Here is a 25734-nt window from a genome sequence, read left to right as displayed (position 1 = left end):
GGCCGCCGCCGGTGCGGGGCGGAGGCCTCCCCCTTCGCTCCCGGAGCCGCCACCATGACCCACGCCCGTGCGTACGGCGCCGTCCTCGCCGCGGTGCTCCTCGCCCCCGCGGCGAGCGCCGAGCCCGTCGGCGTCCTCGACGTGCGCGAGCTCTCCCCGGCGGGCTCGCTCAGCGAGCTCGCTCCCGGCGATCGTGCGGACTGGGCGGTCGAGGTGACCAATACCGGGTTCACCCCGCAGGAGGTGTCGGTGGCGTTCGTGGTCGACGGAGGGATGCTGGCGCAGGATCCGCGCGATGGCCTCCAACTGAGCGTCGAGCTCTGCGACTCGGCGTTCACCGTCGAGCAGATCGTCGACGGTCCTCGCACGATCCAGCGCTACCTCTGCCCCGCCGACGCGGTGCCCCTGGGTTCCGGGCCGGCGGCGACGCTCGGCCGGCTCGACGCCGCGCGTCCGCTGGATGGCGGAGTCACCGAGGGCGTGCACGTGCGAGTGCTGTTCCCGGAGTCGGCCGGCAACGCGATGGAGCTCGCGGGGGCGTCGCTGCGGGTGATCGTGGGAACGTCGGATGCGGGCGAAGGCGCCAGCCCCGGCGCCAGCTCCGGCCCTGGCCCGGCGGGAGGCGGCCTGGCCGTCACCGGCCGCGACCTGGGCGCCGCACTCCTGGGCGGGATACTCGCCCTCGGCGCAGGCACGCTGCTGGCCGCAGCGGGGCGGCGCCGCAGGAGGGAGCGGGCATGACGTTTCTCCGCGCTCTCCTCGGCGGCCTGGTCGCCCTCGTCGCCGTCGCCGGCCTCACCGTTTTCGCCCTCTCGGCCCTGGGCCTCGTGCGGCTCGTGCCGGTGCTCTCGAACTCGATGGCGCCCGGGATGCCGGTGGGCTCCCTCGCCCTCACCCTGCCCGTCGATCAGGCCGAGATCCGCGCCGGCGACGTGATCGTCTTCACCGACCCCGACGATCCGGGCCGCCGCGTCATCCACCGCGTCACCCTGGTCTACTCCGAAGCGGAGGCGGCCGCCCTCCGCGGCCGTGAGCCGGGCCAGCTGGCGCTCACCACCAAGGGCGACAACAACGAGTCGGCGGATCCGTGGATCGTCACGATCGCCGACCAGCGGATCTGGCGCGAAAACTCCGTGGTACCGCTGCTGGGGTGGCCGAGCATCGCCCTCGCGCACCCGGAGGCACGCTTCGCTCTCTTCGCGGCGGGCGGCGCGGTCGTCGTCGGCGCCCTCCTCCTCGCCATCTGGCGCCGCCCCGAGGAGGTGCCCCGATGAGCGGCGCGCACCGCCCACTCGACGTCGTGCCCGAGCCGGAGCGTCCGCCCGAGGAGCACGGACGTCACAGTGCGCGGCCGTCCTCCCGCGACCGCGGAGCGCCGCGGCACGCCCCCGAGGTGCGCCGCCGCGTGCTCTCCCGAGCCGGCCTGGCGGGCCTTTTAATGGGCGCCCTTGTCCTCGGTGCCGCCGCGACCGCCTCCGCCGTCTTCCTCGACCGGGCCTCCGCGGGCGCCCGCGTCGCCTCCGGGACGGTCATCGCCGAGTTCGACGCCACCGGAGCGACGACCGTCCCGGTCCCCGTCTCCGGCCTCGTCCCCGGCGGAACGGCCCGTCGCCTGCTCGACCTGACGAACGCCGGAACCGTCGCGATGTCGGCCCTCCAACTCCAGACCACCACCGGCACCGACCTCTCGGACGGCCTGCAGCTCACGATCGAGCGTTGCTCGCAGTCCTGGTCGGCCGACGTCGCCACCTGCCCCGGCACCGCGACAACCGTCGCCGCCGACCGCCCTGCCACCGCCCGCCTCGACCTGCCCGGCTCGCCCGCCTTCGCGGTCGGCGCGACCGACCACCTCCGCCTCACCCTGCGCCTGTCCGACTCGGCGCCCCCCGCCGCGCAGACCACCACCGCCACCCTCACCATCACCGTCCTCGGCCTCCAGGGCCCCGCCCGCCACCTCTAAGCGGACGGCGCCGCTGAGTCGCCCGAGATGGTCCGCGACACGCCGGAGCGGACGACCATCTCGGGCGACTCAGCGCCACACAAGGGGGAGGGGGGTTAGCGGTAGACGCTCCACTCTTTTTTGATGATGCGGCGCTCCTCGCCGTCGACGGCGACGATCCACTCGCCATCTTTTTTTGCCACGACCCGGCCGCGCAGGTACTGCGGCTCCCAGCCGTCGGCCTTATTGACCCACTTCACGAATCGCGCGAACCGCCCCGGCGCCACGTCGTCTCTGGACATCTCTGGACTCCCCTCATCGTCACCGGCACGCCCGTCGACCTCCGCCGAGGAGAGCCCATCGCCCAGCGCGAGGGGTGGACCTCCCTGAGAGGTCTCTACACCGGTACCACGACGCTAGGACGTCCCCCGCGACGAAGACGAGACCGTTGACTGATCGGCGATCCTCTGGCAATGCGGTGTCAGGAGTCGAACAGCACGTGCGGCCGCCCGGCGTCGACGACCACGCGCGCCCGCACGCCGTACACCTCCGCGATCAACGCTGGAGTGAGCACCTCCTCCGGAGTACCACCCGCCACGACGCGCCCCTCGCGCAGCACCAGCACCTCATCGCAGAAGAGGGCGGCGAGGTTCAGATCGTGCAACGCGACGATCGTGGTCACCGGCAGCGCCCGCACCAGTGCGAGCAGCTCCAGCTGGTGACGGATGTCGAGGTGGTTGGTCGGCTCGTCCATCAGCAGCTCGCGCGGCTCCTGCGCGAGCGCCCGGGCGATGTGCGCACGCTGGCGCTCGCCGCCCGAGAGCGTGTGCCACAGGTGGTCGGCCTTCGCCCCGAGCCCCACCTGCTCGAGCGCGCGTTCGATCGCGCGCAGGTCCTCCGCCGTGTCGCCGCCGAGCAGTGAGCGGTGCGGGGTGCGGCCGAGTCGGACGACATCGCGGACGGGCAGGTCCGCCTCCGTCTCGGCCTGCTGCGTCACTGTCGCAACGGCCCGGGCGACCTCGCGGCGGCGGAGCGAGCGCAGCGGCGCGCCGTCGAGGGTGACCACCCCCGCATCCGGAGCCGCCGTGCCCTGGAGCAGCCGCAGCAGCGACGACTTACCCGACCCGTTGGGTCCCAGCAGCCCGACGGTCGCGCCGGGCCCGGGCCGGAGGGAGACCCCGTCGACGACCAGGCGACCGCCCCGCCGCCAGGCGACCCGGTCGGCCTCGAGCGTCACGAGCGGCCCCTGCGCCGCAGGAGGAGCAGCATGAACACCGGCACACCCACGAGCGCCGTGCCGACACCCACGGGCAGCGGAGTCGGCGCGAAGACGACACGCGAGCCGGCATCGACCCACACGAGGAACACCGCGCCGAGCAGGATGGTCGCGGGGATCACCCGCGAGTGCCGCTGCCCGAACACCAGGCGGGCGGCGTGGGGCAGCACCAGCCCCACGAATCCGATCGCTCCGGCAATGCTGACCAGGGTCGCCGTCAGCAGGGCCGTCACCACGAGCAGGAGGAGACGGGTGCGGCCGACGTGCACACCCAGTGAGGCGGCCACGTCCTCCCCGAAGGCGAACGCGTCGAGCGTGCGCGCCGCGGCCAGGCACACCACCGAGCCGAGCAGCACGACTCCGCCGCTCAGAGTCACGTCGTCCCAGCGCATGCCCTCGAGTGAGCCGAGCAGCCAGAACATCACGCCGCGCGTCTCGTCCGAATCGGCGAGCGCGAATACGATCAGCGAGGTCAGCGCCGAGAACAGCTGCGTGCTCGCGACTCCTGCCAGGATCACCCCCGAGGTGCCGCCCGCCGAGAAGCGGGTGAGCAGCAGCACGAAGCCGAAGGCGACCAGCGCGCCGACGAAGGCGCCGCCGGAGAGCCCGACCACTCCTCCGCCGACCCCGAGCACGCCGACGAGCACCGCGCCGGTCGAGGCGCCGGAGGAGACGCCCAGCACGAACGGGTCGGCCAGCGGGTTGCGCAGCAGCGATTGCAGGATCACCCCGCACACCCCGAGCCCCGCGCCGCAGGCCGCGGCCACCAGCGCGCGCGGGAGACGCTCCTGCCAGACGATCGCGTCTTCGGCCGCGCGCACGGGCACAGCGGCGAGCCCGAGATGGTTGAGGAGGATGTCGCGGACGTTCACCAGCGAGACGTCCGCCGGGCCGAGCGTCACCGCGACGCCGACCGACAGCGCCAGCGCGAGCAGCCCGCCGCCGACCAGACCCGCGGCGATGAGGCCCCGCGGCGTTCGGCGGACGAGGACCGCGGTCAGAGTGAGGCCCCGTTCGCGTCCCACCAGGCGTGGATCTTCTCGAGCCCGTCGACGAAGCGGATCGAGGGGTTCAGCTCGGCACCGTGCAGCGCGATGAAGCGACCCTTCTGCACCGCAGGCAGAGTACTGGTGAGCGGGTCGGACTGGAGGAACGCGGTCTTGTCGGCGAGCCGGTCGCCGGGGAAGCGGTCGCGCTGCAGGTCGCCCAGCACCAGGACGTCGGGGGCTGCCGCGACGACGCTCTCCCAGCCGACAGCGGGCCAGTCCTCGGTGCGGTCGGCGAAGACGTTGGTCATCCCCGTCGTGGTGCCGAGCATCGAGGCGAAGTTGTAGCCACCCGACATGTAGGGCGTCTTGGTGTCGGCGAACCAGAAGGCGACGCTCCGGCCGCCGAAGTCGACTCCCTCGGTCGCGGCCGCGGCGCGCGCCTGCAGCTGCGCGACCAGCGCGTCGCCGCGCTCCTGCACATCGAAGACCTCGGCCAGCTCGTGGATCTCCTGGTAGAGGACGTCGACGGTGAGCGGGACCGTGCGGACGCCGCTGCCGCCGTTCACACTCGCGCCGGAGTCGCAGTCGGAGGGGGCGAGATAGGAGCCGATGCCCGTCTCGGCGAGACGGTCGCGGGAGGCGACGCCCTCGGGGGCGAAGTGGCGACCGAAGGAGGCGGTGACGAAGTCGGGGTCGGCGCCGAGCAGCACCTCGTAGGTGGGTGCGTTGTCGGCCAGACGCGGCACGCTCTCGTTCGCGGAGGCAAGGGTGTCGAGCACGGGATCGGTCCAGGAGGCGGTGCCGACCATCCGGTCCTCGAGCCCGAGCGAGAGCAGGATCTCGGTCGAGTTCTGATCGAGCGAGACGACCCGCTGCGGGGCAGCGGTGACGGTGGTGCTGGTACCGCAGTTGTCGAGGGTGACCGGGTAGGAGGTCTTGCCCTCCCCTGCGGCGGCCGTGCTCGGGGCGTCGACCTGCTCGGAAGCGCCGCAGCCGGTGAGGGCGAGCAGCGTCAGGGCGGCGAGGGCGAGGGCGGCGTGACGCCGTCGGTGCGTGGACATGGATCTCCCGTGGTTCGTCTGCGTGCCGCGGCGAAGAGGGCGGGACCGGGCGCGGTAAGCCTAGCCTTGCCTCACCTCGACCCGTCGATTCGCGACAGGTGTTCCGCGCCATCGCCGCTTATTCGGTGTCGCGCCGCACCCCGCCGCTGCGCCTGGCGACCTCTGGAGAGTCCTCGATCCGCTCGACGTGACGGCGCAGAATCCACTCGATCGCAAGGACCCCGAACCGGCCCGGGCGTGCTCGGCGCTGAGAAACTGGCGGGATTCGGGGTCCGAGGACGGCGTGCGCCGGTCCCCGTGGAATCGGCAGACGCCCACGGACGAGGTTCCCCTCAGAGCGCAAGAGCGCGATCCTGGACACCGACGATCGATGGCGCTCGCGCCGCCATCCACCGGCCGCACCGGAAGGACCCCTGTGCCCCGCCATTTCTCCGCGCCTCCCGGCCGGCCCGCGCTGGTGCGCAAGGCCGACGCCTCCGGCTACCGCCCCGAGATCGAGGGGCTGCGCGCGGTCGCGTCACTCCTGGTCGCCACGTTCCACATCTGGTTGGGCCGCGTCTCCGGAGGCGTCGACGTCTTCTTCGTCGTCGCCGGCTTCCTCACCACCCTGACCCTCCTCGGCCAGATCCGCCGCTACGGGCGGGTGCGGCCGGTCGCCTTCCTCACCCGGCTCGCCTCCCGGCTCTTCCCGGCGGCCGCGGTGGTGCTGGTCGTCGTCGCGGCGCTCTCGCCGCTGCTCCTGCGCCCCTCCCAGCTGCTGCAGACCTTCACCGAGGTGCTCGCGTCGACGTTCTACGTCGAGAACATCGCGCTCGCGCGGGCCGGAGTGGACTACCTCGCGCAGGACGATTTCCACTCGCCGGTGCAGAACTTCTGGGCGATGTCGGTGCAGGGGCAGTTCTATCTGATCTGGCTCGGCCTGGTGCTCGTCGCGACCCTCATCGCCGTCGTGCTGCGCCGGCGCGCGCAGCTGCCGCGGATCCTGCTGGTGCTCGTCGCGGCGCTCACCGTGCTCTCGTTCGCCCTCTCGGTGGTGCTGGTCGGGGTCGACCAGCCGACCGCCTACTACAGCACCCTCGCGCGCTCGTGGGAGTTCGGCCTCGGCTCGCTCGCGGCGCTCGTGCTCCCGGGCCGCGTGCTGCCGGCCGCTCTGCGCACGGTCGCCGGCTGGCTGGGGCTGATCGGAGTCGTCTCCTGCGGCTTCGTGCTCCAGGTCTCGACCGCGTTCCCCGGTGCCGCCGCGCTCTGGCCGACCGTGTCCGCGCTGCTCGTGCTCGTCGCCGGCAGCGGACCCGCTCCGGAGTTCGGGGTCGCCCGCCTGCTCGCCACGCGCCCGCTGGTCTGGCTCGGCGGCATCAGCTACGGCCTCTACCTCTGGCACTGGCCGCTCCTGGTCTTCTGGCGCGAGAGCACCGGCGAGGACCCGGGCGCGCTCGCCGGGCTCGGGATCGTTGCCGCCGCGACCCTGCTCGCCGCCGCCTCGAAGCGCTTCCTCGAGGATCCGCTGCACCGCCGCGCCCCCGTCGAGCGCCCGCGCCGCCTCCGTCCGCTCGCCCCGGCCGCCCTGCTGGCCGCCGCCGCACTGGTCGGAGTGACAGGACTCGGCGGCACGAACGCCGCGATCGCGGCCGACCTCTCCCGCGCGCACGCCCTCCCCGTCTCGACCGAGGGCTGCGTCGGAGCGGCGGCGCTCGCGAACGCCTGCCCCGACTCCTGGAGCACCAGCCTCCCCGCGGTCGACGCCTCGGAGGACGGCTCCGTGCTCAACACCGACGAGTGCAGCACCGGCAACTCGGGCACCGAGCTCAAGGAGTGCCGCTTCGGCGACCCCGGCGGCCAGCGCGTGCTGTTGATCGGCAACTCGCATGCGGCCTCCTTCTTCCCCGCGTTGCGCGGAGTGGCGCAGGAGCGCGGCTGGGACCTGCACAGCTACTACAAGACGGGCTGCGTCTTCTCGACCGCCGAGCGCCGCGACGACTCGGAGTCCGCCCGGCGCTCCTGCGACGTCTGGAACGGGAAGCTCCAGGAGGCGCTCGCGGCCGCGGACCCGTACGACCTCGTGGTCACCGCCTACTCCGCGAAGAAGTCGGTGTTCGTCGACGCGTCAGGCACTCCCGACGAGCAGGCCGGCATCGACGGGTTCCACGAGTCGTGGGCGCCGCTGATCGCCCGCGGATCCACGGTGGTCGCGATCCGCGACAACCCGGTGCTGCCCTCGCTCTCGCTGCTGGCCTGCGCGGAGCAGCCCGGCACCGCTGCCGAGTGCAGCGTCCCGCTCGAGGAGGCCTTCGCCGACCGCGAGCTGATGGCCGCCGCCGCCGACGGCTGGCCGGGCGCCGCCTCCGTCGACCTCACCCGCTGGTTCTGCGATGACCGGGGCTGCCCGCTCGTCATCGGCGGAGTGAAGGTGTACCGCGACCTCGGCCACCTCACCGAGTCGTACGCGCGGACGCTGACCTCCTACCTCGGCGAGGCGCTGGATCCGCTCCTCGGCTGACGTCCTCTCGCGCCCACTCCGGACACATGCAAGACTGCTTATATGAGCAGGGATCCGAGCCGCTGATGGGCCACTCGCACGGCAGTCCGGCCGGCTCCGCGGCGGCCAGACACCGGCGCCCCCTGCTGGCCGCCTTCGCGCTGACCGCGGCGTTCATGGTCGTCGAGTTCGCGGTCGGAGTCGCGACGGGCTCGCTCGCATTGCTCTCGGACGCCGCGCACATGGGCACCGATGTGCTCGCCCTGGGGATGTCGATCGCGGCGATCTCGCTCGCCGCGCGCCCCGCCGCGAAGGGCCGCACCTACGGCTCCTACCGCCTCGAAGTCCTCGCCGCCCTCGCGAACGGCCTGCTCCTGTTCGCCGTCGCCGCCTTCGTGATCGTGGAGGCGGTGCGCCGCTTCGCCGAGCCGCCCGCGGTACCCGGCGGCCCCCTCCTGATCACCGCCGTCGTGGGCCTGACGGTCAATCTGGTGAGCCTGCGGCTGCTGTCCGTCGGCGCGAAGGAGAGCATCACCCTCCGCGGAGCCTCGCTGGAGGTGCTCGGTGACGCGCTCGGTTCGGTCGGAGTGATCGTGGCGGCGATCGTGCTGCTCACGACGGGGTGGGCGTGGGCCGATCCGATCGTCGGCGTGCTGATCGGGCTGCTGATCCTGCCGCGCACCTGGTCGCTGACCCGTCAGGCGCTGGGGATCCTGATGGAGTCGGCGCCCGCGCACGTGGACCTCGCCGCCCTCGAGCGCGACGTCTGCGCCGTCCCCGGTGTGCTGGCGCTGCACGACCTGCACGTGTGGACGATCACCTCGGGGATGGAAAGCGCCACCGGCCACGTGGTCGTCGCGCCCGACGCCGACTATCGAGCGGCGCTCTCGCGGGTGCTCGCTGTCCTCCGCGAGCGCCACGGCATCGACCACGCGACGATCCAGTGCGAGCCGGAGGCCTTCCCCGAGACGACGCACCGGCCCTGAGCGGCGTCCCCACACCCCAAAAGTTGTCGCACTCGAGGGCGAGTGCGACAACTTTTGGATTCTTGCGGCCGCAGCGGTTCTGTGTGAGCTCGTCAGTGTGCGGCGGCGTCGGCGTGGGGCATGCGGAGGCGGGAGACGCCCAGCACGACGCCGGCAACGATCAGCCCGAGCACGAGGCCGAAGACCATCGAGACGGCGGTGTCGGCCAGCCACACGACCACCGGGCCGGCGCCCTCGACGGCGTGCGTGACGGCGTGGACGACGTCGTAGGGTCCGTGCCACACCGTCTCGGCGAGGTTCGCGACGACCAGGTGACCGCCGACCCAGAGCATCGCGAGCGTCCCGATGATGCTGATCGCGCGGAACACGGCCGGCATCGACGCGACGATCCTCGCTCCGGTGCGCCGCACGCCGCGGGCCGCGTTCTTCATCAGGCGCAGGCCCACATCGTCGATCTTCACGAGGAGGGCCACGGCGCCGTAGACGAGCAGGGTCATCCCCAGCCCGACGACCAGCAGCGCGCCGAGCGTGGGCCAGATGCCGAAGTCAGGGTCGAGACCGTCGAGCGCGATCAGCATGATCTCGGTGCTGAGGATGAGGTCGGTGCGGATGGCGCCGAAGACGAGCTTCTTCTCGTCGCGCGCCTCCGACTCGTGGCCACCGTGCGAGACGCCGAACCACTCCAGCACCTTCTCCGCCCCCTCGAAGCAGAGGAAGCCGCCGCCGAGGATCAGCAGGTACGGCAGGACCTGCGGCGCGAAGGCCGAGAGCAGCAGGGCCAGCGGAATGATGATGACGAACTTGTTGAACAGGCTCCCCAGCGCGATCCGCCCCACCACCGGCAGCTCCCGCGCGGGCGTGAGGCCCTGCACGTACTGCGGGGTGACGGCCGCGTCGTCGATCACGACGCCCGCCGTCTTGGCGCTCGCCTTCAGAGCGGCGGTGAGGATGTCATCGACAACCGCCAGCAGGCCGACCGACATGTGCGTCTCCTTGAGAGTCCGGGGTGAGAGGGCTCACAGTATCGCGCGCGGGAGACCGTCTCCGCTTTCTCCCGTGCGCGATCTGCAGGCAACCGTGCGATCAGCAGGAGTTCCGTGCGATCAGCAGGAGTTCCGTGCGATCAGCAGGAGTTCCGTCGGTGGGAGCGCTCTCCGCCGCTGATCGTGGTCGCACGAACCAGGAAAGTCCTGCACATCGCACCTCAGTTGCTGACACGAGGTCGGGCCATCAGTGTCGGCAGCGGCCGCCTCGATCGGGCGGAAGTTCCGGACCTCAGAGCCGAGACTTCTGATCCGAGCCGCTTCCGCTCCTCGGCGGCCGGGTCGATCAGAAAGATGGGGGCCGTCCGCACCCGACCAGCCTCTGGAGGCCCTTGTGAACGACTCGATCCCCGATGACCCCCGCACAACCCGCATCGACGATGGCTGGAGCAACCCCGCCGCGGAGAGTGTGCACCGACGGGTCTTCGTGAAGGGCGCGGCATGGGCGGTTCCCGTGGTTGCCGTCTCCCTCGCGACTCCGGCTGCGGCTGCCTCGGGGTCGCCGACCTTGACGTTCACGGAAGCGTCCTACAGAGGCTCCGCCTGCACGGCGATCACCGGCGTGCAGGTCTCGCGTACCACCGACGGAAGCACGGCGGACGCGGGCAAGACCATCACCGTGACCCTGAAGGACGGCTACACCTTCGCCGGAGGGAAGACCACCTACTCGGGGACAACGGACTCGAAGGAGCTCCTCACCCTCCCCGACATCACGGTGCCAGCCGACGGCGGCACCAGCCGCTTCGGGGCATCCTCCGATTCGCTCAGCACGAGCGCGCCGGTCAGCGCCCCCGCCTCCACCGCCGCCCGCAATCACCAGTGGAACACCAGCGATGGTGGGGCAGTCGAGGACTACCCGAACATCCCGAAGGACTCGAAGGCGGTCGGTTACGGCTTCTTCCTCACACCCGACAACGAGCTCTGGTGGAAGACGCGAAAGACCGCGATCGCCAAGAGTGTGACCTCTGCGGTCGGCGAGCACGTCGACTCCACAACCGCCGATTACGTCACGTATACGACCGCAGACGGAAATTTCCAGTGGGACACCACGGGCGAGGACGGAACGCTCGAGACCTATCCGAAGATCCCCAAGAAGTCGAAGGCGGTCGGTTACGGCTTCTTCCTCACACCCGACAACGAACTGTGGTGGAAAAAGCGCGAAACTGCAATCGCGACGAACGTGACATCCGCCGTCGGCGAGCACGTGGACTCCACTATGGCGGACTACGTCACCTACACCACAGCCGACGGGAACTACCAGTGGAACAGCGCGGACGGGGGAACACTCGACACCTTCCCGAATATCGCGAAGAACTCGAAAGCCGTCGGCTACGGCTTCTTCCTCACTCCGGACAATGAACTCTGGTGGAAGACCCAGGAAACCGCCGTGGCGAAGAATGTGACCTCCGCCGTCGGCGAACACGTCGACTCCACCATGGCGGACTACGCCACCTTGACGACCGCCGACGGCAACTATCAGTGGAAGAGCGGCGGCAAGGAGGGGACGCTTACGACGTTTGCCAAGGTCCCGAGCAACTCGAAGGCGGTTGGTTACGGCTTCTTCCTCACACCCGACAAGGAACTCTGGTGGAAGACCCGCGAGAGCGCCGTCGCGAAGAATGTGACCTCCGCCGTCGGCGAGCACGGCGACTCCAGCATGGCCGACTACGCCACCTACACCACCGAGCCCTCCTGTAGCTGAGGCACGAAGGGCCGCCCGGTCGACGATCGGGCGGCTCTGCCGTGCCGCGACGGAGCCGCCCGCGGGGACAACGACGTCGCTGGGGATCACCCTCGGGGATCCCCGGAGGCATCTGGAGTGGTGGTGCTTCCGGCAGAGCGGCGGCGCATCGGGGCCTCGGCGTCGAGCGCGGCCTCGACCTCTGTGATTGTGCGCGAGAGGGCCGATGGAGCCGGGAACCGGCCTATCGGGCCGGCGCGAGGGCGTACTGAGAACCTATCTGAGTGAGGACCTGTTCGATCGGCATGTACTGCATGAGGTTCACGTACTCCCCCAGGCCCGCTCTCTGGATGATGCCGTACAGCCGTCCGTCCTCGCTGATGACGGGCCCCCCGGAATCACCTTGTTCGAGGCCTTGAGCGTTCGTTGAGCGGGCCATCAGGCCCTCGTCGTGTCCCCAATTCACAGGCCTGTTCGCCTCCGACACCCAATTGCAATTCACTCCCGTGTCCACCCCGCTCGTGCAGAAGCGCTCGCCCGGCGCGGGGCTGCCCGGCGGTCTCATGGGCACCGCTCGTTCCCCGCCCCTCGTGCTCATGATGACCTTGCCCGCAGCACGCGGCTCCACCGCGCTCCCGGCGAAGCACGACTGGATGGATCCGAAGCATGCCCTCGGCGCTGGAGAGGTGTAGGGCGGGATCACAGCGAGTTCGACGTCGTTGGTCGCGGACATCCACACAACACTGCCGACGTTCTGGTGGTTCAGGCCGATACTCGCGCCGATTCCCGAGGAGCAGTGCTTGGCGAGGAGGACGTATCGCGTCGCGGCCACATACGGAGAGACAAGGGAGCCCGGCCCGACCCGTGAGAGCACTGCGCCGACCGTGCACTCGCTCCCACCGGGCAACGTCAGCGCCGTTCCGGCGACGATGGGGAAGCGGGCTCGCACCTGATCCTCGGCGCTCGCAGGGGTGGCGGAGCCGACGAGCGCGGCGACCATCATGAGGATGCTCATCAGACAGAGAGTCTTTTTTCGCGTGCGATCGGCGCGATGAGACGTCATTGCTGTACCTTTCAGAAAAGATCACCGTCGCTGCGCCTCAGCGAAAGAGAGGCGTGGCTTCGAAAATCGTGAGTGACGTCTCACTGGTCGGGATCGCGCTCGGGCGCAGAAGATCGACTATCCGGAGACACGCCGGGCGAATACCCGGTCCGCGATGATAGTAACCCGAATTCCTTCTCGCCCTCATCCTCGTCTCGTGAGTGTTCTCGCACTCTTCACCACGTGTTGACACTTCCTTGCGTGGCATTCGAGGAGAGCGGGATCCGCGTGGAGGCGCAGGATTAATAATGTCGCGGCGCGCCCGCATCGAAGGCAGACCTCGGGTCACGTCGGAGCTCAGCCTTCGAGTCCTGTACATCGGACGGATGTCCTGCAGATCGGACGAAGCCCTGCGCATCGCACGGAGTCCTGCAGATCGCGCCCTAAGAGGCGGCCGGAGCCGGCCCTGTGCTCTCCCGCACCACCAGCCGGGTCTGCACCAGCGAGACCCCCGTGCGCTCGCCCGATTCGAACTCGCGCAGCAGGATGTCGACCGAGCGTCGCACCGTGTCACCGAAGAACTGCCGCACGGTCGTCAGCGGCGGCCAGAAGCTCGCCGACTCCTCCATGTCGTCGAAGCCGGCCACGCTCACCTCCCCGGGCACGGCTCGTCCGGCCTCGTGCAGCGCGCGCAGCACGCCGAGCGCCATCTGGTCGTTCGCGGCGAAGATCGCGGTGACCTCGGGGTCGGCGGCGAGCCGCTGGCCGAGGCGGTAGCCGGAGTCGCTGGACCAGTCGCCGACCAGAACCTCCGGCACCGGGGCGCCGCGCTCGATCAGGGTCGACTCCCACGCCTCGTGGCGGCGCTCGGCGGAGGAGGAGCGGTCCGGGCCAGCGATGTGGTGCACGGTGCGGTGGCCGAGTCCGAGCAGGTGCTCGACGGCCTGGCGGGCGCCGGAGACCTGGTCGGTGTCGACCACGGGGTACTTCTCACCGCCCGCGGAGTCGACGACCACCACGGGCAGGTCCGGCGGGAGGACGATGTCGGCCCCGTCGAGCAGGTGCGCCTCGACGATGACGATGACGCCGTCCACCGCCTCCTCGCTCAGCCGGTGGAATGCGACCGAGACCTCGCCCGGGGTGGGGTGCGAGACGGGGATGAGGGTGATCGAGTAGCCCGCGTCGGCGGCCGCGAGCGCGATGGCATCGAGGGTGCGCATGTTGCCGAACGAGGACAGCATGGCCATGATCACACCGATGCTGTGGAAGCGGCCGGTGCGCAGCGCCCGCGCCGCGCTGTTCGGCCGGTAGCCGAGGGCGCGCATCGCCTCGAGGACCCGCTCGCGCGTCTGGGCGTCGACGTTCTGTCTGCCATTCGAGACCCGCGACACCGTCTGGCCCGAGACGTTCGCGCGCCGGGCCACCTCCGCCATCGAGACACCGCGCCGCGGCCGGCTGGTCGGAGAGGGGCGATCGGTCTCGAGTGACATGGGCTTTCCTTTATAGTGCGCCGCCCGCCGGAGGTGGGGCACAGCGCACCGAATCGCGACACCACCGCTGTCGCGGATGGCGACGTGACCATGCTGCGGTGACGTCCCACCGTGTCGACCTCGACATGGCAGCCCAGCAGGCCACCGGCGTCGGCGCGCAGCCGATCGACAGCCTCGTGATCACGGGCTGAGCCTGACACCCGCGAGAGTCCAAAAGTTGTCGCACTCGACGCCGAGTGCGACAACTTCTGGACAGTGGGCACCTGGTCAGGAGCGCGCTCGACGCCGGCCCGGCGAAAACGGTCGGCGGTGGAGGGCATGCGTCCATCCTGAGGGAGCGGCCTCGTCAGCGCTCGAGGGCGGGCGGATGGTCGCCGTGCCGGTGGACGATGCGCCAGCCCTGATCGTCGAAGCGGCGGTAGACGTGGGTGACGCGGATGACCACGGGCTTCAGCTCGCCGCCGTCGAGGCGGGTTTCGCCGGTCTCGTGACCGACCGTGTACGCCAGGTCTCCCGACGCGTGCACGACGTCGTAGTGCGGTCGGAGCACCCCCGCGGCGAATCGCCCGGCGACCCAGCCGAGGGTCTCGTCGATCGCCGGCCGCCCACGCTCGATCGTGCCGAAGGCGCCGAAGAGGGTGGAGTCGGCGGAGTCGGCCCAGCAGCGGCGGTAGGGCTCCGGGTCGCCCGCGGCCATCGCGGCCAGGCCCGCCTCGACCGCGGCGAGGGCGGCGACGAGGTCGACGGGCAGATCGGAGGAGTCGGGCCGGGCTGAGGAGTCGTCGTGCATGAGGGGACTCTAGTCAGCAGAAGGACCGAGGGGTGTCCGCTGACGCATCCTTCCTTCTCGCCGAGCGCCTCCCCTCCTGCCGCGTCCGCTACGCGATGCCGAGTCTGAACTCCGGAAAGCACGACGGCGACTGCTTCGCATTCCGGATAGCGGTGTGTGCCCTCCGGAGGAGAAGCGTATTTTCGAAGAACAGTCGGCGGCCCGACCGTTCGGGTCCACCAGCCTGCGGAGCAGGCGCCCGCACCATCGGGACGACGGCGTCCGGGCCCCACATTCCGGGGCCAGATATCCCCGGACCGGTACCCCAAGGCCGCTACTCCGGGACCGACAACCATCCCTCACGACTCGACTCCACCGACGATGCAACCCGGGTCTGCGTTCGACTCGCACGTCCCCTCTCCCCTCGAACTCGCACTCCCCCTCCCGGCGGCACTCGCCGGGACAGCCACCGTCGCGGCCGTCTCCGCGACACAGCACAGAACGGCGGCACACATCATGGGCGCTCTCCTCTACGGCACTCCCCCCACCTCGCACGAGATCGACGACCGCGCGCTCGCGCATCTCCAGATCGTCATGATCAACAAGTTCCGTCGGGAGGAGGCGTTCGCGTTCCAGCTCGATGCGTCAAGCGCGCACGGCACCGGCCGCCAGACACTGTGGCTGCACCCGACCATCCCGCTGCAGTTCTCGTTCCACGGCAGCCGCATCCCGGCGATCAACTCGACCTGGGTGAGAGCCCTGATGGAGGAGGCCAACAGCGGGCGCGGCCTGCGCATCGTCGCCGAACCGGCGCAGCAGTCCGAGTCCTCCGGGCTCACGCACGCGGCCTGAGCACGCCGTGCCTGAGCGCGCCGTGCCCGGAGGCGACCCCGACCGTTCGGAGCCGATTGAGGTCACCGACTTCGTCGAACTCGCCGGTGCGATGCCGGACGAGGTGGGCTTCGAGTGCTCATCGACGGTGGCCGGAGTGAGCGGCGCGCTCCGCGTGACGCCGGACTCTCTGGTGCTGCGGAGCGCGGCCATCGGCGCCTCGACCCAGGTCGGCACCCACGACATCCGCTCGTGGCGGGCCACCCCGGCCGGAGCCACGTTCTCCCTCGCGGTCGAGACCGGAGCGCGGCACACCGTGGTGCTGCTCAGCCAGTTCCAGGCCGCCACAGTCCAGGCGATGACCCGTGCCGCAGGGCCAGCGGCCAGTTTATCCGCCTAGCGAAATTCCCGGATGGGGCACACTGTCGCCGACGCCCACCGTGCGATTCTGGTGCCGATGGATCAGAACGACGAGGTCACTCGCTCCGATATCGGCGGGCGCGACATCGAGCAGGCGCGGGCCCTGTTCGAGCAGTTCTACAACGGACACCGCTTCGTCGTCGAACCCAGCACGAACTTCTCGTACCGCTACACCTCCGTCGGCGACGGCGACGTCACCCTCCGCGGGAGCCAGTTCGCCGGATCCGTGCAGGGTTCCATCCAGACCGAGGGCGAGTACGTCGTCTCGTGGCTGACCGCGGGCGAGGGAGTCACTGATCTCGACGGCGACGCGGTGACCCTCGGATTCGGGCGGCCGGCGATCTTCGTCAACGGCCGGCCCAGCCGGTTCGAGTTCCACGACTACCGGCAAAACCTCATTCACTTCGACAGCTCCTACCTCGAGCGCATTGCGGAGGAAGTGGAGGGCACGAGCGGTCCCCTCCTCTTCGACACCACCGCCCGGCCCGAGGGCGCGGCGCTGCGGCGCTGGTCGGCGACGGTCGCCACGGTCGCGCGGGTGATCTACGACGCCGACAGTTCGCCACTCCTGCGCCACGAGGCCGACCGCGCGGTCGCGGTGGCGCTGCTCGAGACATTCCCGCATGCGTCACTCGACACCCCCGGCGACCTCGGAGTGCCCCGCTCGGGGCGGCTGCGGTTGGCGATCGAGTTCATGTACGCGCACGCCCACGAGCCGCTACGGACCGAGCGGATCGCCGAGGCGGCGGGCACGGGCCTGCGGACGCTGCAGAGCGAGTTCCGCCGTGAATTCGGTTTCACCGCGGTCGACTACCTGCGCCGCATCCGACTCGACGGAGTGCAGAAGGAGCTGCGGACAGGCGAACCCGGAGTCGTGAGCGTCAGCGAAGTCGCGCGACGCTGGGGCTTCGCGCACCTCGGCCGGTTCTCGGCCTCCTACGCCCATCGCTTCGGCGAGCGCCCCAGCGCCACGCTCGACTCCTGAACGCTCAGAGGTAGTCGGTCCCGCCGTCCGTGTCGTCCTCGTCCTCGCCGCGGGGCTGCACGGTCGGCCGAGCGGGCTGGAGTCGGCGAGTCTTTTCGCGCATCGACTCCACCGCCTCCGGGTCGTCGAGGTCGACACCGCGGTCGAGAGCCGGGCTGGTGAAGAGCTGGCTGGCCGGTCCGACCAGGAACCGGGTCTCCCCGCGCAGCCCCTCATCCGACAGGGACGGGACCACGACGAGGTCCGACTTGCCCACGTTGGCCAACGCCTGGGCGTACTCGACCACCGCCGAGCACACCTGGTCCCCCAGCAGCACGTATCCGCTCGCGTAATACAGCTTCTGCATCTCGTCCTCCCCAGGATCGCCGGACCGCCACTCCGGCCGGCGCGTCCTCCGACGGTAGGACGGCGGCCACCCTGCTCCCTACCCCTTGACGGGGTGGACCAGAGGGGTGCGGATCCTCTCCTGTGCTCACGCGTTGCCGCTGAGGCCGCCGCCCGGGGAGCACCGTCCGATTCGCAGGGGATGCGCACGGGAGAGCGCTCTCCTCGGCCCAAAGAACTCCGCGATGTCGGGATCCCCTGCGAATCGCACCCCCGGAGTCCTGCGCTCTCGGAACGTCAGCCCCGGTCGCGGACGGCACGCGCCAGCGACTCGAGGCGCTCGCGGTACTCGGGCCACCACTCCCGGGGAACCGGCGGCAGGTTGTCGCCGGGGGCGCGGAGGCCGACCTGCCCGTCGATCAGCTCGCGGACGATGTCGGCGTGACCCGCGTGCCGGTGCGTCTCCGCGGTGATGTGGACGAGGATCCGATGCAGCGAGACCTCGCGCGTGGTCCACCAGGGCACGACGCCCGGAGCCTCGAGCGGCAGTGCCGCGACTGTCGCATCGGAGTGGGCCCACACGCGGCGGTACAGCGCGACCACATCGGCGAGCGACTCGTCGGCCGTCGCCCACATGTCCGAGTTCGGCTCCGACTCCTCCTCCATCCACGGCATCGGCTCGGGGAACGGCCGCCCGAACACGACGCCGAGGTAGCCCGCCTCCGTGCCGGCCACGTGTTTCACCAGGCCGAGCAGATTCGTGCCCGTTGCGACCAGCGGCCGGCGCACGTCGTACTCGTCGAGCCCGTCGAGCTTGTGCAGCAGGGCGTCACGCCCCTCCTGCAGGTAGCGGAGGAGGGTCTGCTTCGCGTCGTCGCTCATTCCCCCAGCCTGCCGCGCCCGCCGTAACCACGCCAGGGCTGGGCCCGTGTTCATAACGAAGGAAGGATCGCCCCGCGGGCACCGGGATCCACGGATCCACGGGCCGCCGAAGCGATCCTTCCTGCGTTATGAACCGAATGAGGCCGGAATGCGCGCCCCCACTCGCTGAACCTCGGTCCCGACGAGGCGCTGGGAGGAGGCGTTCACCGCGGCGGCCGCGCCGACCAGTTCGAGCGCCGCCTCCGTCTCGCGCGTCGCGCAGTCCGGGCCCACCCACAGCTCGACGCGGCCCGGCTCGACGATCCGCACGCCCTCGCGCCCGGTGAAGGCCAGGCGCGCGGCCGGGACCTCGAAGCGCACCTCCGCCTCCTCGCCCGCCTCGAGCGGAACCCGCAGGTAACCGAGCAGCTGCGCCACCGGCCGTGTCACGCTCGCGAACACATCGCGGGCGTACAGCTGCACCAGGTCGGTACCCGCCCGCGCGCCCGTGTTGCGCACCCGCACGATCACCGTGAAGGACCCGCCGGTCGGAGCCGACTCCGCCACCGCCAGGTCCGTGCGGGCGAAGGTTGTGTACGAGAGCCCGTGGCCGAACGGCCGCACCGGCGTGCTGTCGGCCGAGGTCACGTCCGAGGGGCCGCCGAGGATCGGGTGCAGGTACGAGAACGGCTGCGCCCCGGCCGAGCGCGGCAGCGAGACGGGCAGGTGCCCGGAGGGAGTGACGCGGCCAGAGACGACCCCGGCGATCGCGCCGGCCCCCTCCTCCCCCGGGAAGAACGCCTGCACCACAGCGGCCGGAGCGTTCGGCCCGTCGAGCGCCCAGCCCACCGCAGAGGGGCGGCCGGTCAGCAGCACGAGCACGACCGGAGTGCCGGTCGCCACCACGGCCTCGACCAGCTCGCGCTGACGACCCGGCAGCTCCAGGCTCTCCATGTCGTTGCCCTCGCCGACCGTGCCGCGGCCGAACAGGCCCGCCCGGTCGCCGACGACCACGATCGCGACGTCGGAGTCGGTGGCCGCCTGAACTGCCTCGGCGATCCCGGAGGCGTCGTCGCCCTCGACCGCGCAGCCCTCGGCCAGCACCAGCTCCGCCGAACCGAACTCGTCCGCCAGCGCGTCCGCGACCGTCGGGATCTCGAAGCCCAGCGGCACGCCCGGGTGGTGCGCCAGCACGTGGTTGGCGAAGGAGTAGCAGCCCATCAGGGCGGGCGCGCTGTCGGCGTTCGGGCCGATCAGCGCGAGGCGGCGGGGCGGAGCGAGCGGCAGCACGCCGTCGTTCGCGAGCAGCACCACCGACTCCTCGGCCAGGCGGCGGGCGATGTCGCGGTGGGTGGGCGAGTCCAGGTCGATCGACTCGGGGGCGTCGTCGAAGCGCGCGTCGAGCAGGCCGAGCCGCTCCTTCTGCGCGAGCACCCGCAGCACGGCCCGGTCGACCAGAGCTTCGTCGGCCTCGCCGGCCCGGATGCGCGCGGCCAGCGGAGCGAGGAACGCGTCGCCGGTGGGCAGCTCCACGTCGATCCCCGCGGCGAGCGCCCGTTCTGCCGCCTCGCCCAGGTCGGCAGCGACCGCGTGCATCAGGTGCAGGAACGCGACGGAGAAGTAGTCGGCGACGACCACTCCGTCAAAGCCCCAGCGCTCGCGCAGCACACCGGTGAGGTAGGCGGGCGTCGCTCCGACCGGGTCTCCGTCGATCTCGGCGTAGGAGTTCATCACGGAGCGGGCGCCGCCGTCGCGGATCGCCATCTCGAACGGCGGCAGCAGGACGTCTGCGATCTCGCGCGGTCCGGCGTGCACCGGCGCGTGGTTGCGCCCCGCGCGGGAGGCGGAGTAGCCGATGAAGTGCTTCAGCGTCGCGTCGACTCCGGCCGACTGGAGTCCTTGCACGTAGGCGGTGCCCAGCGTGCCGACGACGTACGGGTCCTCGGCGATGCACTCGTCGACGCGGCCCCAGCGCGGGTCGCGGATCACGTCGAGCACGGGCGCCAGGCCCTGGTGGATCCCGAGCTCGCGCATCGAGCCGCCGATCACGGCGCCCAGCTCGGCCACGAGCTCCGGGTCGAAGGAGGCGCCCCAGGCGAGCGGAGTCGGGAACGTCGCGGCCTGCCAGGCGGCCAGACCGGTCAGGCACTCCTCATGCACGATCGCGGGGATGCCCAGTCGCGTCTCCTCGACGAGCCGCCGCTGCTCGCTCCACAGCCACTGCGCGCGCTCGAGCGGATCGACGGGGCGCGTGCCGTAGACGCGGGTGAGCTGGCCGATCCCCTCGCGGGTGGCCTCGGCGTATCCGGTCGAGGTCGCCATCTCGCCGGCGAGCGGAGCGACGACCTCCCCGCCCTGGTCGACCCAGTAGCCGACGAGTTGGGCGAGCTTCTCCTCCAGCGTCATCCGGTCCAGCAGCTCGGTGGTGCGGGCGGACGGAGCCTGGGGGTCCTCTGGTGCGTGCGGTGCGGTCACGGTGCGACCCTTTCTGCGGGTGGGGCGGCGGGCGCAGGAGCCGCAGCGGGAGCCGGAGCGGGAGCCGGAGCGGCGGGCGGAGCGGCGGCAGGCGCGCGGAGCGATCCGCTCATCCCTTCACCGCCCCCGTGAGCCCACCGACGATGCGGCGCTCGAAGACGCTGAAGAAGATCAGCGCCGGGATCATCGACAGCGACACGAAGGCGAGCACCTTCGCCGTATCGACGGAGTACTGCGACGAGAACGCCTGCACCCCGAGCGGGAGCGTGAAGGTCGACTCGTTGTTGAGGATGAACAGCGGCAGCAGGTAGCTGTTCCAGCTCGCGATGAACGCGAGGATCCCCGTCGTGATCACGCCCGGCATCGCCAGGCGCACGACCATCCGGAAGAAGAATCCGATCCGGCTGCAGCCGTCGATAAAGGCCGCCTCCTGGATCTCGTCCGGGATCGCGCGCAGGAACGGCACCAGGATGATGATGGTGGTCGGTAGGCCGAACGCAATCTGCGGCAGGACAACTCCGGCGAGCGAGTTCATCAGGCCGAGGCTCTTGATCACCAGATAGAGCGGAGTGATCGCTACGGTCATCGGAAACATCAGGCCGGCGGCGAAGAGCGCGTAGAACACGCCTCGCCCGGTGAAGTCGTAGCGGGCCAGGACGTAGCTCGCCATCAAGCCGAGTACGACCACGCCGAGCGTGGTGGCAAGTCCCGCAATCGTGGAGTTGCCGACCTCCTGCCAGAACACGCCGCCAGTGATCACGTCGAGGTAGTTCTGCACGTTCCACGGCGAGGGCAGGCCTGCCGGATCGGTGGTGATCTGCGCGTTCGTGCGGAAGCCACCGAGGATGATGTACGCCACCGGAGCGAGCATCAGCGCGATCACGACGATCGCCACGACGTAGGCGATGGTGGTGCCGCGGCCCAGCGGCTGCTTGCGCCGCTTCACCGCGAGCGGCCGAGGCGTCTGGGGAGTGATCGGCGGGGCGGTCATCGTCGTGCCGGTCATCGCTTGTCTCCCGTCAGTGCGCCCGCCGTGTCGCGCCGAAGCACGAAGCGCTGGTAGAGCAGCGCCACCACGAGCGAGATCAGGAACAGGACCACCGCGACGGCGTTCCCGTATCCGTAATTGCCGGCGTTGCGGCCGTTGGTGACCAGGTAGATCGCCATAGTCGAGGTGCCCGCGGTCGAGGACACGTATTGCCCCCAGATGATGTAGACCAGGTCGAACAGCTGGAGCGCGCCGATGATCGAGAGGAACGCCCAGATCCGCAGGGTCGGTGCGAGCAGGGGCAGGGTGATCCGCCGCTGCACCTGCCAGTAGGAGGCGCCGTCGATGGCCGCGGCCTCGGACAGCTCCTCGGGGATGCCCTGGAGGCCCGCGAGGAAGAGGATCACCGCGAAGCCGATGTACTTCCAGGTGATGATCAGCATCAGCGTCCAGATCGCGATCGCCGGATCCGAGAGCCAGTCCTGCTTCAGCGCGCCGAGGCCGACCTTCTCGAGCAGGCCGTTGACCGCTCCGCTGGTCTGGAGCATCAGGCTCCAGCCGGTGCCGACGACGACCTCGGAGATCACGTACGGCACGAAAATGAGGACGCGGATGATCGACTGCCCGCGCAACTTGCGGTTCAGCAGCAGCGCCAGGAGGATCGCGACCGGACCCTGAAGCACCAGTGAGAGCACCACGATGATGCCGTTGTGCGCGAGGGCGTCGTGGAAGGTCGGGTCCTGCAGGATCGTCAGGTAATTGCGGAAGCCGACGAAATCCGTCGGCGCCCCGTAGCCCTGCCAGCTGAAGAAGCCGTAGTAGGCCGCCATCACGACCGGGAAGATCACGAAGGCGAGGAAGACGATCAGCGCCGGGCCGACCAGGAGCGCGATCTCGAAGCGCCCCGCCCAACCCACGCTACGGCGGCGCCGCCGCACCGGAGGCGTCGAAGTGACGCCTCCGGTGCGCTCGGTCCCGCGGGGCTCATCCACTCCGAGGAGCGGGCTCTCGCGGAGTGCCACAGTGACTAGGCCTTCGCTGCGGCGGCGTTGACGGCCTCGACCAGCTGCTCGGGGTCGCTTTTGCCGGCGAGAAGGTCGACGACTCCGACGTTCAGCGCGTTGCCGACGTTGAGGCCGTACACGGTGTCCAGCCACTGCGAGACGTACGGCGCCGAGTTGTACGCCGCGAGGATCTGCTGCAGGTACGGCTCGGTGACCGCCTCCTGCGCCACGGTGTTCACCGGGGGCGCGTTGAAGGCCGCGTAGTACTCCTTCTGCACGTCGGCGGTGGCCAGGTAGTTGAGGAAGTCGACGCACTCGTCGGGAGCACCCGCCGAGCAGGAGTAGCCGTCGACGCCGCCCATGATCGCGCCGGCCTCGCCGTCACCGCCGTCGATCTCGGGGAAGGGGAACCAGCCCAGGTCGGGCAGCGGCTTCTCGTCGGGGGTGAGGGAGGCGATGACGCCGGGGTTCCAGGCGCCCATGAGCTCCATCGACGCCTGGTGGTTGGCGAGGAGTCCGGCCGAGCTGCCCGCGCCCTGCTGGGCGGCGGTGGTGAGGAAGCCCTCGTTGAAGGGCTCGGTGCCCGAGAAGTCCTGCAGGTCCTTGCCGGCGCGCACCCAGCAGTCGTCCGAGAAGTCCTTCGTGTCGGCCGCCTCGGCCATCGTGTCGGCGCTGCACTCGCGCAGCGCGAAGAAGTAGTACCAGTGCGCGGCGGGCCAGGCGTCCTTGGCGCCGAGCGCGACGGCCTGAGCACCGCTGCCCTTGATCTTCGTGATCGCGGAGTCGAGCTCGTCGATCGTCTTCGGAGTCTCGGTGACGCCCGCTGCGGTGAAGAGGTCCTGGCTGTAGAAGAGACCTCCTGGGAGGACCGCGACCGGCATCGCCCAGACCTTGTCGTCGAGGGTGTTCGCCGAGAACGAGCCCTCGGGGATCTCACTGCGCGCCTGGTCGGAGATGCCTCCGGTGAGGTCCTTCAGCTGGCCGCCCGCGACCATCCCCGCGAGCTTCCCTCCGCCTCGCTGAAGGAAGATGTCGGGGGCGTCGCCCGAGTTGAGCGCGGTCTGAAGCTTGCCGTCGAGGTCCTCGTTCTGAATGGCCTGCGACTCGATGCTCACTCCGGGGTTGGCGGCCTCGAAGTCCGTGATGGTCTTCTCCCAGAACTCCTGGCCGGGGCCCGTCGTGGAGTTCTGCCAGAGGGTCATCGCGACGGTGCCGTCGCTCGATCCCGAATCCTGGGCCGAGCAGCCGCTGAGGGCCGCGACCGTGCCGAGCAGGGCGGCTGTCACCACTGCGATCTTCCTGAACTTCATCGTTCAACCGTTCTCTTCATCGAGGGCGCCGCCTGGTGCACCGGCGCCGTGAGGGTTTCCGCCTGCGCGGGTGGAGCCAGTGTCCGCAGTGGTTGCGAAACTGGTCAAACGTTTTCGAAATGGTTTTCGAAGGGGGGATTATCGTCGGGGTCATGACTGCGCGACCCACCATCCACGACGTCGCCGCCGCGGCCGGAGTGTCGGTGGCGACGGTATCCAAGGCCGTGAACGGCCGCTACGGGGTCGCGCCCGCCACTGCCACGCGCGTGCTCGAGGTGGTGCGCGAGCTCGGCTACGAGTCGAGCCTGGTTGCGAGCAGCATGCGCTCACGACGCACGGGCGTGATCGGCGTGCTCGTCGCCGGGTTCGAGCCGTTCAGCGCTGAGATCCTCAAGGGCGTCGGGTCGGTGCTGGCGGAGTCGCGCTTCGACCTGCTCGCCTACTCCGGCTCGCACGAGGGGGAGCAGGAGGGCTGGGAGCGGCGCTCGCTCAGCCGCCTGAGCGGCACCCTCATCGACGGCGCGATCCTGGTCACGCCGACCGTGGTGAGTGCCCCCTCCGACATCCCGCTCGTCGCCGTCGATCCGCACACCGGCCGCGCCGATCTGCCGACCGTCGAGTCCGACAACTTCGGCGGCGCCCTGCTGGCCATCCGCCACCTTGTCGCGCTCGGGCACCGCCGCATCGGCTTCGTCGCCGGCCGCGGCGACCTCCGCTCGGCGCGGCTGCGCGAGGCCGGCTATCGGGCAGCACTGGCGGAGGCGGGCATCGCCTTCGACGAGCGCCTCCTGCGGGTGGGCAACTACCACCGCGACACCGCGCGACGCCCCGCCTCCTCGCTACTGTCGCTCCCGGATCGTCCGAGCGCCGTCTTCGCCGCGAACGACGTCTCTGCGCTCGCGATCATCGAGACCGCCGCGCACCTGGGGCTCGCCGTCCCGCACGATCTCTCGGTGGTCGGCTTCGACGACGTCCCAGAGGCCGCCCGCTTCGACCCGCCGCTGACGACCGTCCGCCAGCCGATGCAGACCCTCGGCGCGACCGCTACCGAGATGCTGATCGCCCTCATGTCCGGCCGCGAACCCCGCTCGCTGCACGTGCAGCTTCCGACGCAGCTCGTGCGCCGGGCGACGACGGGGCCGCCGGCATGAGCGATGACCTGGAGGACGACGGCCCGGCCGCCGTCCACGTCGCACTCGTCGACGCGCGAGAGCTGGTGGATCTCCCCGCGCTCGAAGCACTGCTCGACGAGCGCTTCGGGATCGAGGACTCGACCGGCCTCGTGCACTCGCGCCAGGAGTGGTCTCAGAGGAGCCCGCGTGAGTACTCTCATCGCCCTGCGGCGAGGACCGCGGAACCCGTGCCCCCATCTGGACATTCTCACCGAGAACACCGTTTCTCCTCTGTTCACGGACCTGAAGTTCAGGGAGGAGCCGCTTCCTCATCGCGACTCACAGCGAGAGAGTCGCCACGTCCTGCGACCGGCGTCTCCTGCTCGAGAAGTGAAACCTCGGAGAAATCGACTCACTCGACACGGCACGCCCGACGTCCTCACGGCGAGCGGACTTCCGGGGGAATGGAGAGTAAGAACGTCGCAGTGCGGCCGGAGTTGCCGTCGTAAAGTGCTGTACCCGGCGTCGCACGCTGCCGGATTCGCAGTCATCGACCTCGACCGCTCACAAAGCGGCTCATCGTAATTGAGGGTGTAGTCGGGGTCTGAAGCCGCCAGTTTCGAGCAGGCTGCGGGCGATGTAGTTGGTGAGGTTGCGGAAGCCGAGGGCGGA

24 protein-coding genes are annotated in these 25734 nt (G+C 70.5%); 10 read left to right on the top strand and 14 right to left on the bottom strand.

All coding sequences use genetic code 11. The features are described from left to right. Positions 1-54: 54 nt before the first annotated feature. From C5D07_RS03980 to C5D07_RS03970, 3 genes are read left to right on the top strand one after another with little or no spacing between them, the layout of a single operon-like run. Positions 55-741: a hypothetical protein gene (locus C5D07_RS03980; RefSeq protein WP_068256447.1), complete on the top strand. Its 687-nt coding sequence runs from the start codon at positions 55-57 to the stop codon at positions 739-741. Next, a complete protein-coding gene (locus C5D07_RS03975; RefSeq protein ID WP_068256450.1) occupies positions 738-1274 on the top strand; it encodes a signal peptidase I in 537 nt (178 codons plus the stop codon). The genes C5D07_RS03980 and C5D07_RS03975 overlap by 4 nt, the downstream gene beginning before the upstream one ends. Continuing rightward, positions 1271-1960 carry a peptidase gene (locus C5D07_RS03970; RefSeq protein WP_104258734.1) on the top strand — a complete coding sequence of 230 codons (690 nt, stop codon included), beginning with the start codon at positions 1271-1273 and terminating at the stop codon, positions 1958-1960. Before C5D07_RS03975 ends, C5D07_RS03970 begins: the two co-directional genes overlap by 4 nt. Before the next feature lie 95 nt (positions 1961-2055). On the opposite strand, the gene C5D07_RS03965 is transcribed toward C5D07_RS03970, so the two are convergent. The 4 genes from C5D07_RS03965 to C5D07_RS03950 all read right to left on the bottom strand — a co-directional run bounded on the left by C5D07_RS03965 (position 2056) and on the right by C5D07_RS03950 (position 5265). Then, entirely contained in the window at positions 2056-2241 is a 186-nt protein-coding gene (locus tag C5D07_RS03965) for a hypothetical protein (RefSeq protein WP_068256455.1), read from the bottom strand. Between the two features lie 179 nt (positions 2242-2420). Continuing rightward, complete coding sequence (locus tag C5D07_RS03960; RefSeq protein ID WP_104258733.1) at positions 2421-3176, bottom strand: ABC transporter ATP-binding protein; 756 nt, start codon at positions 3174-3176, stop codon at positions 2421-2423. Further along, positions 3173-4240 carry a FecCD family ABC transporter permease gene (locus tag C5D07_RS03955; protein ID WP_068256460.1) on the bottom strand — a complete coding sequence of 356 codons (1068 nt, stop codon included), beginning with the start codon at positions 4238-4240 and terminating at the stop codon, positions 3173-3175. Before C5D07_RS03955 ends, C5D07_RS03960 begins: the two co-directional genes overlap by 4 nt. Beyond that, on the bottom strand, positions 4213-5265 hold the full coding sequence (locus tag C5D07_RS03950) for an ABC transporter substrate-binding protein (RefSeq protein WP_104258732.1): 1053 nt from the start codon (positions 5263-5265) through the stop codon (positions 4213-4215). The genes C5D07_RS03955 and C5D07_RS03950 overlap by 28 nt, the downstream gene beginning before the upstream one ends. 415 nt (positions 5266-5680) lie before the next feature. Between C5D07_RS03950 and C5D07_RS03945 the strand changes: the two genes are divergently transcribed. Then, positions 5681-7762: an acyltransferase family protein gene (locus C5D07_RS03945; RefSeq protein ID WP_167542400.1), complete on the top strand. Its 2082-nt coding sequence runs from the start codon at positions 5681-5683 to the stop codon at positions 7760-7762. Positions 7763-7827: 65 nt separating this feature from the next. Then, a complete protein-coding gene (locus C5D07_RS03940; protein WP_068256466.1) occupies positions 7828-8727 on the top strand; it encodes a cation diffusion facilitator family transporter in 900 nt (299 codons plus the stop codon). 92 nt (positions 8728-8819) lie between these two features. Here the strand turns inward: C5D07_RS03940 and C5D07_RS03935 are convergent, their stop codons facing one another. Further along, positions 8820-9710 carry a DUF808 domain-containing protein gene (locus tag C5D07_RS03935; protein ID WP_104258731.1) on the bottom strand — a complete coding sequence of 297 codons (891 nt, stop codon included), beginning with the start codon at positions 9708-9710 and terminating at the stop codon, positions 8820-8822. 394 nt (positions 9711-10104) lie between these two features. Here C5D07_RS03935 and C5D07_RS03930 point away from each other — a divergent pair, with 394 nt between their 5' ends. Next, the gene (locus C5D07_RS03930; RefSeq protein ID WP_068256472.1) at positions 10105-11472 is read left to right on the top strand and encodes a hypothetical protein; all 1368 of its coding nucleotides are present in this window, start codon (positions 10105-10107) and stop codon (positions 11470-11472) included. A 223-nt stretch (positions 11473-11695) separates the two neighbouring features. On the opposite strand, the gene C5D07_RS03925 is transcribed toward C5D07_RS03930, so the two are convergent. The 3 genes from C5D07_RS03925 to C5D07_RS03915 form a co-directional block, all read right to left on the bottom strand. Further along, complete coding sequence (locus C5D07_RS03925; protein WP_068256475.1) at positions 11696-12466, bottom strand: chymotrypsin family serine protease; 771 nt, start codon at positions 12464-12466, stop codon at positions 11696-11698. 470 nt (positions 12467-12936) lie between these two features. Further along, positions 12937-13983 (bottom strand): LacI family DNA-binding transcriptional regulator, encoded by a 1047-nt coding sequence (locus C5D07_RS03920; protein ID WP_104258730.1) that lies wholly within the window; start codon positions 13981-13983, stop codon positions 12937-12939. Positions 13984-14329: 346 nt separating this feature from the next. After that, complete coding sequence (locus C5D07_RS03915) at positions 14330-14773, bottom strand: YybH family protein (RefSeq protein ID WP_084416104.1); 444 nt, start codon at positions 14771-14773, stop codon at positions 14330-14332. Between the two features lie 360 nt (positions 14774-15133). On the opposite strand from C5D07_RS03915, the gene C5D07_RS03910 reads away from it, so the two are divergent. From C5D07_RS03910 to C5D07_RS03900, 3 genes are read left to right on the top strand one after another with little or no spacing between them, the layout of a single operon-like run. Next, positions 15134-15604 carry a DUF7882 family protein gene (locus C5D07_RS03910; protein ID WP_237358208.1) on the top strand — a complete coding sequence of 157 codons (471 nt, stop codon included), beginning with the start codon at positions 15134-15136 and terminating at the stop codon, positions 15602-15604. A gap of 7 nt (positions 15605-15611) precedes the next feature. After that, complete coding sequence (locus C5D07_RS03905; RefSeq protein ID WP_068256480.1) at positions 15612-15983, top strand: hypothetical protein; 372 nt, start codon at positions 15612-15614, stop codon at positions 15981-15983. 12 nt (positions 15984-15995) lie between these two features. Further along, entirely contained in the window at positions 15996-16988 is a 993-nt protein-coding gene (locus C5D07_RS03900; protein WP_104258729.1) for an AraC family transcriptional regulator, read from the top strand. Positions 16989-16992: 4 nt separating this feature from the next. On the opposite strand, the gene C5D07_RS03895 is transcribed toward C5D07_RS03900, so the two are convergent. The 6 genes from C5D07_RS03895 to C5D07_RS03870 all read right to left on the bottom strand — a co-directional run bounded on the left by C5D07_RS03895 (position 16993) and on the right by C5D07_RS03870 (position 23950). Next, positions 16993-17334 carry a hypothetical protein gene (locus tag C5D07_RS03895; RefSeq protein ID WP_068256485.1) on the bottom strand — a complete coding sequence of 114 codons (342 nt, stop codon included), beginning with the start codon at positions 17332-17334 and terminating at the stop codon, positions 16993-16995. Positions 17335-17609: 275 nt separating this feature from the next. Next, positions 17610-18194, bottom strand: a complete 585-nt coding sequence (locus C5D07_RS03890) for a DinB family protein (protein WP_068256488.1) — start codon at positions 18192-18194, stop codon at positions 17610-17612. A gap of 126 nt (positions 18195-18320) precedes the next feature. Beyond that, positions 18321-20648: a beta-xylosidase/alpha-l-arabinosidase gene (locus C5D07_RS03885; protein ID WP_068256490.1), complete on the bottom strand. Its 2328-nt coding sequence runs from the start codon at positions 20646-20648 to the stop codon at positions 18321-18323. 109 nt (positions 20649-20757) lie between these two features. Further along, on the bottom strand, positions 20758-21654 hold the full coding sequence (locus tag C5D07_RS03880) for a carbohydrate ABC transporter permease (protein ID WP_084416105.1): 897 nt from the start codon (positions 21652-21654) through the stop codon (positions 20758-20760). Further along, a complete protein-coding gene (locus C5D07_RS03875; RefSeq protein ID WP_068256493.1) occupies positions 21651-22658 on the bottom strand; it encodes a carbohydrate ABC transporter permease in 1008 nt (335 codons plus the stop codon). The genes C5D07_RS03880 and C5D07_RS03875 overlap by 4 nt, the downstream gene beginning before the upstream one ends. Positions 22659-22663: 5 nt before the next feature. Next, the gene (locus tag C5D07_RS03870; protein WP_104258728.1) at positions 22664-23950 is read right to left on the bottom strand and encodes an ABC transporter substrate-binding protein; all 1287 of its coding nucleotides are present in this window, start codon (positions 23948-23950) and stop codon (positions 22664-22666) included. A 152-nt stretch (positions 23951-24102) separates the two neighbouring features. On the opposite strand from C5D07_RS03870, the gene C5D07_RS03865 reads away from it, so the two are divergent. Beyond that, positions 24103-25101, top strand: a complete 999-nt coding sequence (locus C5D07_RS03865; protein WP_068256499.1) for a LacI family DNA-binding transcriptional regulator — start codon at positions 24103-24105, stop codon at positions 25099-25101. Positions 25102-25734 lie beyond the last annotated feature (633 nt).

It is taken from the genome of Rathayibacter tritici (assembly GCF_002932875.1).
Lineage (GTDB): Bacteria > Actinomycetota > Actinomycetes > Actinomycetales > Microbacteriaceae > Rathayibacter > Rathayibacter tritici.
Note: the sequence above shows the minus strand (reverse complement) of the source record. Positions and strands in the feature narration are given on the sequence as shown.

Bases quoted from the DNA above. Each gene is read 5' to 3' on its own strand.
- C5D07_RS03865 (WP_068256499.1), top strand. From the start codon at position 24,103: ATGACTGCGCGACCCACCATCCACGACGTCGCCGCCGCGGCCGGAGTG.
- C5D07_RS03980 (WP_068256447.1), top strand. From the start codon at position 55: ATGACCCACGCCCGTGCGTACGGCGCCGTCCTCGCCGCGGTGCTCCTC.
- C5D07_RS03880 (WP_084416105.1), bottom strand. From the start codon at position 21,654: ATGACCGGCACGACGATGACCGCCCCGCCGATCACTCCCCAGACGCCT.
- C5D07_RS03970 (WP_104258734.1), top strand. From the start codon at position 1,271: ATGAGCGGCGCGCACCGCCCACTCGACGTCGTGCCCGAGCCGGAGCGT.
- C5D07_RS03915 (WP_084416104.1), bottom strand. From the start codon at position 14,773: ATGCACGACGACTCCTCAGCCCGGCCCGACTCCTCCGATCTGCCCGTC.
- C5D07_RS03975 (WP_068256450.1), top strand. From the start codon at position 738: ATGACGTTTCTCCGCGCTCTCCTCGGCGGCCTGGTCGCCCTCGTCGCC.
- C5D07_RS03935 (WP_104258731.1), bottom strand. From the start codon at position 9,710: ATGTCGGTCGGCCTGCTGGCGGTTGTCGATGACATCCTCACCGCCGCT.
- C5D07_RS03870 (WP_104258728.1), bottom strand. From the start codon at position 23,950: ATGAAGTTCAGGAAGATCGCAGTGGTGACAGCCGCCCTGCTCGGCACG.
- C5D07_RS03890 (WP_068256488.1), bottom strand. From the start codon at position 18,194: ATGAGCGACGACGCGAAGCAGACCCTCCTCCGCTACCTGCAGGAGGGG.
- C5D07_RS03965 (WP_068256455.1), bottom strand. From the start codon at position 2,241: ATGTCCAGAGACGACGTGGCGCCGGGGCGGTTCGCGCGATTCGTGAAG.
- C5D07_RS03925 (WP_068256475.1), bottom strand. From the start codon at position 12,466: ATGAGCATCCTCATGATGGTCGCCGCGCTCGTCGGCTCCGCCACCCCT.
- C5D07_RS03895 (WP_068256485.1), bottom strand. From the start codon at position 17,334: ATGCAGAAGCTGTATTACGCGAGCGGATACGTGCTGCTGGGGGACCAG.
- C5D07_RS03920 (WP_104258730.1), bottom strand. From the start codon at position 13,983: ATGTCACTCGAGACCGATCGCCCCTCTCCGACCAGCCGGCCGCGGCGC.
- C5D07_RS03940 (WP_068256466.1), top strand. From the start codon at position 7,828: ATGGGCCACTCGCACGGCAGTCCGGCCGGCTCCGCGGCGGCCAGACAC.
- C5D07_RS03950 (WP_104258732.1), bottom strand. From the start codon at position 5,265: ATGTCCACGCACCGACGGCGTCACGCCGCCCTCGCCCTCGCCGCCCTG.
- C5D07_RS03900 (WP_104258729.1), top strand. From the start codon at position 15,996: ATGGGGCACACTGTCGCCGACGCCCACCGTGCGATTCTGGTGCCGATG.
- C5D07_RS03910 (WP_237358208.1), top strand. From the start codon at position 15,134: ATGCAACCCGGGTCTGCGTTCGACTCGCACGTCCCCTCTCCCCTCGAA.